This is a genomic window from Paraburkholderia ginsengiterrae (assembly GCF_001645125.1).
Taxonomy (GTDB): domain Bacteria; phylum Pseudomonadota; class Gammaproteobacteria; order Burkholderiales; family Burkholderiaceae; genus Paraburkholderia; species Paraburkholderia ginsengiterrae.
This window is the reverse complement of record NZ_LXKA01000382.1, coordinates 219669-228265: the sequence shown is the minus strand read 5'-3', so window position 1 is coordinate 228265 and position 8597 is coordinate 219669. Positions and strand designations below refer to the sequence as shown.

Genomic DNA, 8597 nt, shown 5'->3' with positions numbered 1-8597 from the left:
CGCGTCGAGCAAACGCATCGCGAAGATCGCCTTCACGGGTGAAACATCCACCGGCCGTCTGATCATGCAGTATGCGAGCCAGAACATCATTCCGGTGACGCTCGAACTCGCCGCCGAGTTCGAGCGTCACCGGAATGATGTTCTGGCTCGCATACTGCATGATCAGACGGCCGGTGGATGTTTCACCCGTGACGGCGATCTTCGCGATGCGTTTGCGCGACGCGAGCGGCTTGCCGGCTTCGACGCCTCAGCCGTTTCCTACCCTCAACACCCCCGGCCACCGACTCAGCCACAACAACTGCTCCTCGGTATCAACCCCATTCACCACAACCCGCACATCAAGCGCACGCAGCAAATCCAGCACTGACGACATCACAACCCCTGCACGCACATCGCGCGGCACAGCCGCCATCAACTCGCGCGCGATCGTGACTGTGTCCACATCGAGCGCACCAAGCAGCGCCAAAGACGACGCACCATTGCCCCACTTGCCCAGCGTGATGCTGACACCCGCGTCCCGAAGATCCGCAGTCAACGCACGCAACGAAAGAAGTTTCGCCGCATCAGCACTGTCTGAAACTTCGATTTCAAACAACCGGGCCGGCACGCCATAAGAGCTGGCCACGCGTGCGAGCTCACTTGCAAACGACTCATGCATTGCCACATGAGCGGGCACAGCGATCGCCACCGGCTGCACCGGCAACTGCGCGGCAAGACACTCACGCAGTTCCCGGCATACGCCCTCGACGACGAACGACGCCATTTCCAACGCGATCTGCGGATGCTCGAGCGGCATCATGAAAATGCCCGGAAGCAGCAGGCCATAATCCGGATGCTTCCAGCGAATCTGCGCTTCAAGGCGAGCCAATGCTCCGCCGGCAGCGCGATAAGCGCCCTGAAACACGAGATGAAATTCGCCGGCGCGCAGCCCCTGCTGGACGCGGCTTTCGAGTTCGCTCAGCTCCACAGAGGTGTCGCCGGCATAATCCAGATCGTTTTGCGCAAAGCGCCCGGTAAGCGTAGTTGCCAGTAGGTCAGGTTTTGCATATTCGAGCGTGTGCATGGCATATTCGTCTTTTAATCCCGTTAGCGTACGCACATGTCGTGCCAAGTAACGCAAGCGCACGTTGGAATAATTAGATGAATCCCCGCAAAGCCCCGCCGAATAAAGCTTTGGGGAAATAGAACGTCGACCTGTCAGCGCGTAAATATTTTCGCCAAACGTTTGCGTCGCACCACGTGTTACGTAGCGTTCCGTATAACGTTTCGCCCCATGCGCTACGCAGCGCTCTGCATAACGTTGTGCGCGCGCATCGGCACGGCTGCGCAAAACGAACGCGAATGCCGCCTAAAACCACCGCGGCGTCACGGCGGAAACGTTAAACACGGGGGAAAATGAGAGAGTCGGGAGAAATTACCGTAACGCGTTGCAACACGACAATTTGACCGCCTCAAAAAGATTTACTAGTATCGCCTCAATTGCAGCAGAAAATAACTGCACATTCGTCATACAGTTTCCCGGGGCTGCCAATGCTACAACTCCCTCTCTCCGACGCCGATTGGGCGCGCGTCCAAGGTCTCTTTCCCGACCTTCAGTCCGCGCGCGGACGCCCTCGCCGGAGCGATCGCGAGATTCTCAACGCGATACTCTGGCTGCAGCAGAGACAAGAGAAGTGGCACAGGCTTCCGGCAACGTTTCCGCCGCAGCAGACTTGCTATCTTCGGTATATGACCTGGAAAAAGACGGGCGTGCTGGACCAGGTGAATGAAATCCTTCCAATGTGCGATCCCGAGCTTTCGAGCTGCTGAGCGATATGCTTAATTAATTCAGCATACCGTAACAAATCATAAGTAGTCCACTGGGCAGCAGTCCGCCCTCGTCATCAAACGCTTGTTTGTGCTTCAGGTTTAGGCTTTACCGCTCATCCGGTCAATCGTCGCCAACAGATCGGCAAGCGACTGCTTGCATTCCGTCGCGCTCGGCGTGTCGGCGCGCAAGGCACTCAGCGCGCGGTCGATTGCCTTGTCGACGGTGTGCCAATCCGCTGCCGCGCGAGGCTTCAACGACGGTTCGGCATCGTCCCACGCAAGCTCGAGATCTTTGATGCGCGCCTTGCCGCCCGCCAGGTCGCCTTTTCCGACGAGTGTCGCCGTGTCGGCGGCAATCCGGCGAAACGGTGTGAGGTCGCCAAGCTTCGAGACCTTGGCCGGCTCCGCAGCCGTGGCGGACAATGCGCTCACGCCGCTGGTATCGATACGTCCGAAGCTGAGCGCGGAGATCGCGATGAACGAAGCAATAACGGCTTTGCTCAGGGTACGTTGATTCATCATGGAGTTCGTCCGTTTGATTTAAAACTGAGTTTGAAAAACTATCCCGCCGACCTTCGGGCCGCACGCGCTCAAGGCTCACGCACGGCGGGCGCACTCACAGTCCGCTGTTCGACAGCGCTGGCGAATATGACGAGCGCCGTGATCGCGCCGAGGAAGAGCAGGCTTGTATTAATCGTGCCAAGGCCAATTCCACCGTACGTGCGCGACTGCGAAAGCAGGTCGCCGAACGAGGCACCCAGTGGCCGCGTCAAAATGTAAGCGAGCCAGAAGGTGAGGACCGGATTGACGCCGGCGTAATAGAACGCGGCAACCAGGGCAATCAACGCGCTGAATGCCACCACGCCAATCATGAAGCCAAGACCCAACGCCTCGGTCGCGAGATCGCCTGCCGCGGTGCCCAGCGCAAATGTGAACAACACGGCGCCCCAATAGAAAAGTTCGCGCCGGGTCGTGTAAATGGTGTGAATAGAAAGCGTCCGTTCGCTCCGATACCAAAGCGCAAACACGACAGCAAGTGCGAGGCTGAACGCAATCGTACTGGCATAAAGACTGACGCCCAATTTGTCAGTCAGCGCGTCGGTCAGTTGCGTGCCGACCACACTGACCAGAACCACGGTCAGCCAGTAAATCCACGGCACATACTTGCGCACGCGCAGTTGCGCAACCAGCGCAACGACGAGGAGGGTTGCCATCATTGCGCCGGTGAGCGCGGTGCCGAGTCCCACGTGCACGGCCAGGTAATCGGCGCCGGTCTCGCCGACGGTGGTCGCCATGATCTTGATCGCCCAGAAGACGAGTGTCGCCTCGGGCACTTTGTTGCTCATGGGCGCAGCACGATAATTCGCGGTCTCTAACACGCGGGTTCTCCGGTCAATAAGCATTTAGTTCGGCGCTGCGAGCGGGGGAGCCCACGCTCGGCCAGTGCGTCGAATATGCCGCGGATAACCTTATGGAAGCCTTATGGAAGAGACCAACCTACCCCAATTTCATTCGGTTCGATGTGGAACGTCGTCCGGGAACGGATACGGCGCATGCGGGCCCGGCCACTCCGCTGCCGGTGGCCCTTTCAGCGCGTCGCATCCAGCAATGCCGGCGATGCCGGCCATGAACGCACACGAAATCAAACTCATCCAAACCCATCGCAACACTGTTCGAGCAGTCATTCCCGGTCTCCTGAAACGTCGCCGAGCCTGAATAACTTAGACCCTCAACGGCCGCACGGGTTGCACGCTGAGAACTGCCACCTTAGGCCCCTGAAATAAAAAAAGCGGCGAACGGAAAAATCCGTCGCCGCGAATCGGAGCAATCTTCGTCGATGAATCAGCCGTGAGGCTCGCTACCCGAATCAGAAGCGCGTACGCACACCCGTCGTCAGCTCAACCTGGTTGTTCGCTCCGAACGTGGACCCAACCGTGTAGCCGCCATGCAGCTTCATGTAGTCGCCTGCCAGGTAGACTTCGGTGCGCTTGGAGAGGTGATAGAAAGCCGACCAGTACAGCGTTTCCTTAAAGCCGTTGTGGAGTCCGGATGCCGAGTCGAAGACACCGATGTTCGCATTCGGAATGTTGCCGTCGCCGTTGTACGCAGCGTTGTGAACGCGCATCTGCTGATAGCCGAGCTCGTAGTCAAGCGGACCCTTCGGCGACAGCTTGAAAGACACCGTCCACGAGTTGTCCTGACGTTGGCCGAGCGCGCCCTGATTGCCCAGGTAACGGAAGTAACCCGCGTTCGCGCGCAAAATGCCGAACTGATAGTTACCGCCCACCGAGAACGTCTGGTTCGTGATGCCGGCGCGATTCACATGGTTATAGAAGCCCGACACGTCGAACTGTCCGCCGTTATACCCGACTGCTGCCTGGTAGTTGGAGTTGGTACCGAAGCTCGTCTGGTTGCCAAATGCGTAACCTGCGCTGGCGAAAATGCCGTTGCTGAACAGCTTTTTCCACGCCAAGCCGTTGGTATAGCGCGTACCCGTCGCGCTCGCCGCGTAGAAAATCATCTGCTTGAAGTTGTTCGCGTTCGTCCAACCGCCTTCTTCCGTCGTCAGTCGCGCGCTGCCATACGGGTCACCGTAAATCGCCGCTGCGTCGCGAGCGATCGTGTTCTGGAAGCCTGCCGTGAACTTGCCGAAGGTGTCATTCTCAATGCCAACCCATGCGTCACGATCGAAGATCTGGCCCGGGTCTTCCATTTGGCCGTTGGCGACAACGTATTCGCTCTCGAGGCGGAAGATGATCTTCGAGCCCGCGCCGATGTCTTCCGCGCCCCTCAAACCCCAGCGGCTGCCGCTGAACCACGGCTCGCCACCGAGACCCATGCCGATGACGTGATCGCCGTTTGCGTTTGCGTGCGACTGATAGGTCGGCACGCTCAGGTCCATCAGGCCGTAAAGCTGCACGCTCGACTGCGCGTGGGCACCGGTGGCGCCAAGCGCGCCTGCGGCGAGAGCCAGGGTCAAGTACTTTTTCTTCAAGATCGTCTCCTCATATTGCTGCGTTGAAATTCTGACTTCTGCTCACCGGTACTACGGGTCCGTCTTTGTATGCAGCCAGTTCGATATCCGAATGAATGCCATCCTAGTGACTTCAATCCTTCACGTTCCTTTCCCGTGTCATTTGTGCAACTCAGTGAATTCACTGATATAAGCGAGCATCTCCCCGCCTTCTGGCCAACGTCAGTGGTCCGGAGCAGGTCATTCAGGTCTGGCAGCCGCGTTGTTACCTGGAAGAGTTGGCGTGCGTGCGAGGGCTCATCGCGGCGCGAGTGTTCACTCGTGCGATGGCTCTGGCGAGACCGTGCTTGACGTTTGCCAGTCAGGGAATTAAGGCATGGAGGGACGGATGGGGACGCCGTTGCCTCGCGACGGTCTCGCGCGGCGTTCCAGTGCTCACGGCAAGCATGCGCCCGAAGCGCCGCCTGGCCGCGTTATAACGCGGCAGCAAAGCCTTCGCGAGGCTCTTCTTCCCGCAGGATGTAGCCGAGCCCGCGCAGCGTCATGATCTTCGCGCTCGAACTCGCGAGATGCTTACGCAGACGGTGAATGTAGATGTCGATTGCGTCGGCGCTGGGTTCTTCGTCGAGCGTAAAGACCTTGTCCATCAGGCTCGCTTTGGAGACGGTCTTGCCCTGCTTCAGAATCAGCGCTTCAAGAATGGCGTGTTCGCGGCGGCGCAACGGCAACGCTTCGTTCTGCAGCACGAATTCACGCGAATCGAACAGGTAGCGCAAATCCCCGCACTCTATCGACTGGCCCTTGTCGCCGGCGGCCTGACGGCGGATCAGTGCCTTGATGCGCGCCACCAGTTCACGTGCGTCGAAGGGCTTGACCACGTAATCGTCGGCGCCTGCGGAGAAGCACGCGACTTTATCGTCGGTGGAGCCGTTGGCGGTGAGCATCAGCACCGGCACGTTGTCGCGTTTGCGGCGCAGGCGCGCGAGCACGTCTTTCCCGCTGATGCCGGGCAAGCGCAGATCGAGCAGCACGGCGTCGTAGCATTGCATGCCAAGCAGCGTCTCGGCCCGTTCGCCGTCCTGCGCCCAGTCAATCGCAAATTGCTCGACCTGCATCAGGTTCATCACCCAGCGCGCAAGGTCCGCGTCATCTTCAACGAGCAGCAGTTTCATCGTTCTCCCCTTATGCGGCCCCGTATTTCGGCGCGGCCGTCCACAGGCGCATTTCGACCGTGACGACCAGGCCGACGCCGCCCTCGCCTGCGTCGAGCGTCACGGTGCCGCCCTGCCGGTGGGCAATTTCCCGCACGATCGGCAAGCCGAGCCCGGTTCCCTCGGCGTGATTCGACGCGCGATAGAAACGCTCGAACACACGCGGGCGCGCTTCGGCCTTGATTCCGGGTCCATTATCGATCACGCGCACGATCGCCATGCCGTTGCTGCGTTGCGTGTGCACGGTCACGCGGCCGCCCGGCTGTGTATAGCGCAGCGCGTTGTCGACGAGATTGGTGACGAGCGCCGCCGTCAACGCCTCGTCGCCGGTCACGATCAGCCCATCCTCCAGTTCGGCGCCCAGATCGATTTCGCGCGACTGCGCGAATGCAATCAACTCTTCCAGCACGCCGGCGATCAACGCACTCAGGTCGACGCGCTCGCAGGCGCCAGCCGGTGCGGCCGACTCGGCCTGCGCGAGCAACAGAAGCTTGTTGGTCAACGTGGTCAGCTTGCGGCTGCTCTTGTGCATGCCCGCCAGCGCTTCGGTAAGCGGCGCATCGCGGTTCTCGCGCTGACGCGCGAACTGAATCTGCGCGGCCAGCAACGCGAGCGGCGTGCGCATCTGGTGCGCGGCGTCGGAGATGAATTGCCGCTGTGTGGCGGCTTGCTGCCCCATGCGCGCAATGCACTGGTTGATCGCGTCGACGATCGGCCGCAGTTCGACATGCAGGCGCGTAACACGTATCGGCTTGAGCTGCGAAGGATTGCGATCGGCGACATCGTCTTTCACCTTCATCAACGGGCGCAGCTCGAAAGTCAGACCGAGGTAGACGAACACCATCGCGAGCACGAGCGTGAGCACTTCGCCGAACAGTTGCGGACGCAACAGACGCCACACCATCGCGTCGCGCGAGCCTTCGGTTTTCGCCACCGCAACGACGACTTCCTCTGTACGTCCGGAATCGTAAAGTTGCCGAACGTAAATGGCCGCGCGAACCGCGCGGCCGTCTTCGAGATGCGTGGAGTAAAGCTTAGGTGTGTCGCCCACGTGGGGCGGCAGCGGCAGCTCGGGCGTTCCCGCCAGCAGACGGTGGCCGCTGGCTTCGACGCGATAGAACACGCTGTCCTGCTCCGGCGACTCGAACAGCTCGAGCGCGGCCGGCGGAATCTGAATCGAGACGCTGCCGTTGTCCCAATCGATGTCCTCGCCGATGATGCGCATCGACGAAAGTAGCGCATTGTCCTGCACGAGATCGGCCGTGGTCTGCGCGTTGCGATACGACATCATGCCGGAAACGGAAACGAACGCCGCCAGTGGCAGCAAAAGCCACCACAGCAAGCGTCCGCGCAAACTGCCTGAAAACACGATTCGTCGATCCTCCCTGCTGCATGCCGGCGCCCCTCACTGAGAGAGGCGGCCGGCCTCCATCTTACGGCTTTACATCGTTGACGAACTGATTGGTGTAAGTCCTGGACAGATCGATATGGCGGTCCTTCACCGACGGATTGAAGCCCGCCAGCACCTTGAGCACCGTATCCGGCCCGTCGGCGGGCATCTTGCCGTCCACGGTGAACATGGGCAGTGAAGCCTTCAACGCGCTCACATAGAGTGCCTTGTCGCTGCCAATATAGTCTTTCGGCATCTGCGCGGCGATTTCTTCGGCGCTATGCGTATGAATGTATTGCAGCGTCTTCACGAACGCACGGGCGAGCTGGGCCGCCTCCTGCGGGTGCTTGTCGAGCCACGCGCTCTGCACATACAGGCTCGAAGCCGGATAGGTGCCGCCGAGCGCGGCGCGCGTGCCTTCCAGCGTGCGCATGTCGATCAGCACCTTGGCGTCGCCGGTCTTCAGCAGTTGCGAGACGGTCGGCTCCGTCGTCATGCCCGCGTCGATGCGTCCTTGCTTCATGGCCACGATAAAGCTGTTGTCGGCCCCCACCGGCAGCACCGTGTACTGCGAAATCGGCACGCCCTTGAGGTTGGCCAGATACTGCGTGAGAAAGTTGGTCGACGAACCGAGACCGGTCACACCGAGCGTTTTACCCTTGACGTCGGCCATGCTTTTGATCGAGTCGGCCGACTTGGCCGAGACCATCTCCACCTCGCCCGGCACTTGCCCGAACACGACGATGGCCTTCACTTCCTTACCTTTTGCTTGCAGATCGATCGAATGATCGTAGAAACCCACTACGCCCTGCACGCCGCCCGCTAGCAATTCGTTTTCCGCGTCGACGCCCGCCGGTTGCGACAGCAGTTCGACGTCGAGGCCCTCGGCCTTGAAGTAGCCAAGCTGTTCGGTCAGGCGCGCGGGTAGATAGATGAGCTTATTGATGCCGCCGACCATGATGACGACTTTCTCCGGCGTGGTGGCCGCATAGGCCGCCGGCTGGGCAAGAAGAAGCGTGAGCGACGCCGCGACAGCGGCATGAACGGCGCGCGAAAGGCGCGTCAAAGCATGGGTCATTGTGGATGTCTCCGTTATTTTCCGCATCCGCGGGGGCGTCCGAGGGATCGCCTGAAAAAATTCTAGGGGCGCGAATCCTTCTCAACGCTTTCGCCGATGCGTTTCCGGTCCTGATTGCGGGTTTGTCCTGAGTCG

The 8597-nt window shown here is 60.2% G+C and carries 8 protein-coding genes and 3 pseudogenes; 2 read left to right on the top strand and 9 right to left on the bottom strand.

All coding sequences use genetic code 11. The features are described 5' to 3' along the window. Nucleotides 1-16 precede the first annotated feature (16 nt). Nucleotides 17-61 (top strand): annotated as a pseudogene (locus A6V37_RS43305) (hypothetical protein); the annotation flags it as partial. 45 nt (nt 62-106) lie between these two features. On the opposite strand, the pseudogene A6V37_RS42700 reads toward A6V37_RS43305, so the two are convergent. Together A6V37_RS42700 and A6V37_RS37325 are read right to left on the bottom strand one after the other, a co-directional pair. Beyond that, nucleotides 107-277, bottom strand: a pseudogene (locus tag A6V37_RS42700) (aldehyde dehydrogenase family protein); the annotation flags it as partial. Between the two features lie 63 nt (nt 278-340). Beyond that, nucleotides 341-1063 (bottom strand): annotated as a pseudogene (locus A6V37_RS37325) (EAL domain-containing protein); the annotation flags it as partial. 467 nt (nt 1064-1530) lie between these two features. On the opposite strand from A6V37_RS37325, the gene A6V37_RS43300 reads away from it, so the two are divergent. Next, the gene (locus tag A6V37_RS43300) at nt 1531-1809 is read left to right on the top strand and encodes a transposase (protein WP_100249326.1); all 279 of its coding nucleotides are present in this window, start codon (nt 1531-1533) and stop codon (nt 1807-1809) included. Between the two features lie 99 nt (nt 1810-1908). Here A6V37_RS43300 and A6V37_RS37315 read toward each other — a convergent pair whose 3' ends face one another. The 7 genes from A6V37_RS37315 to A6V37_RS37290 form a co-directional block, all read right to left on the bottom strand. Then, nucleotides 1909-2331 carry a histidine kinase gene (locus tag A6V37_RS37315; protein WP_423213090.1) on the bottom strand — a complete coding sequence of 141 codons (423 nt, stop codon included), beginning with the start codon at nt 2329-2331 and terminating at the stop codon, nt 1909-1911. 68 nt (nt 2332-2399) lie between these two features. Further along, nucleotides 2400-3155, bottom strand: coding sequence for a COG4705 family protein (locus tag A6V37_RS37310; RefSeq protein ID WP_064265258.1), 756 nt, complete (start codon nt 3153-3155; stop codon nt 2400-2402). A gap of 162 nt (nt 3156-3317) precedes the next feature. Further along, nucleotides 3318-3494: a hypothetical protein gene (locus A6V37_RS41145; RefSeq protein WP_157447936.1), complete on the bottom strand. Its 177-nt coding sequence runs from the start codon at nt 3492-3494 to the stop codon at nt 3318-3320. A gap of 182 nt (nt 3495-3676) precedes the next feature. Next, on the bottom strand, nt 3677-4804 hold the full coding sequence (locus A6V37_RS37305; protein WP_064265235.1) for a porin: 1128 nt from the start codon (nt 4802-4804) through the stop codon (nt 3677-3679). Nucleotides 4805-5256: 452 nt separating this feature from the next. Continuing rightward, entirely contained in the window at nt 5257-5955 is a 699-nt protein-coding gene (locus A6V37_RS37300) for a response regulator transcription factor (protein ID WP_064265234.1), read from the bottom strand. A 10-nt stretch (nt 5956-5965) separates the two neighbouring features. Further along, nucleotides 5966-7363: a sensor histidine kinase gene (locus A6V37_RS37295; RefSeq protein WP_064265233.1), complete on the bottom strand. Its 1398-nt coding sequence runs from the start codon at nt 7361-7363 to the stop codon at nt 5966-5968. Between the two features lie 64 nt (nt 7364-7427). Next, on the bottom strand, nt 7428-8462 hold the full coding sequence (locus A6V37_RS37290) for an ABC transporter substrate-binding protein (protein ID WP_064265232.1): 1035 nt from the start codon (nt 8460-8462) through the stop codon (nt 7428-7430). Nucleotides 8463-8597 lie beyond the last annotated feature (135 nt).

What these genes read in the sequence shown, in the direction of transcription:
- A6V37_RS43300 (WP_100249326.1), top strand. Translation starts at nt 1,531, where the DNA reads ATGCTACAACTCCCTCTCTCCGACGCCGATTGGGCGCGCGTCCAAGGT.
- A6V37_RS37315 (WP_423213090.1), bottom strand. Translation starts at nt 2,331, where the DNA reads ATGATGAATCAACGTACCCTGAGCAAAGCCGTTATTGCTTCGTTCATC.
- A6V37_RS37310 (WP_064265258.1), bottom strand. Translation starts at nt 3,155, where the DNA reads ATGAGCAACAAAGTGCCCGAGGCGACACTCGTCTTCTGGGCGATCAAG.
- A6V37_RS41145 (WP_157447936.1), bottom strand. Translation starts at nt 3,494, where the DNA reads ATGACTGCTCGAACAGTGTTGCGATGGGTTTGGATGAGTTTGATTTCG.
- A6V37_RS37300 (WP_064265234.1), bottom strand. Translation starts at nt 5,955, where the DNA reads ATGAAACTGCTGCTCGTTGAAGATGACGCGGACCTTGCGCGCTGGGTG.
- A6V37_RS37290 (WP_064265232.1), bottom strand. Translation starts at nt 8,462, where the DNA reads ATGACCCATGCTTTGACGCGCCTTTCGCGCGCCGTTCATGCCGCTGTC.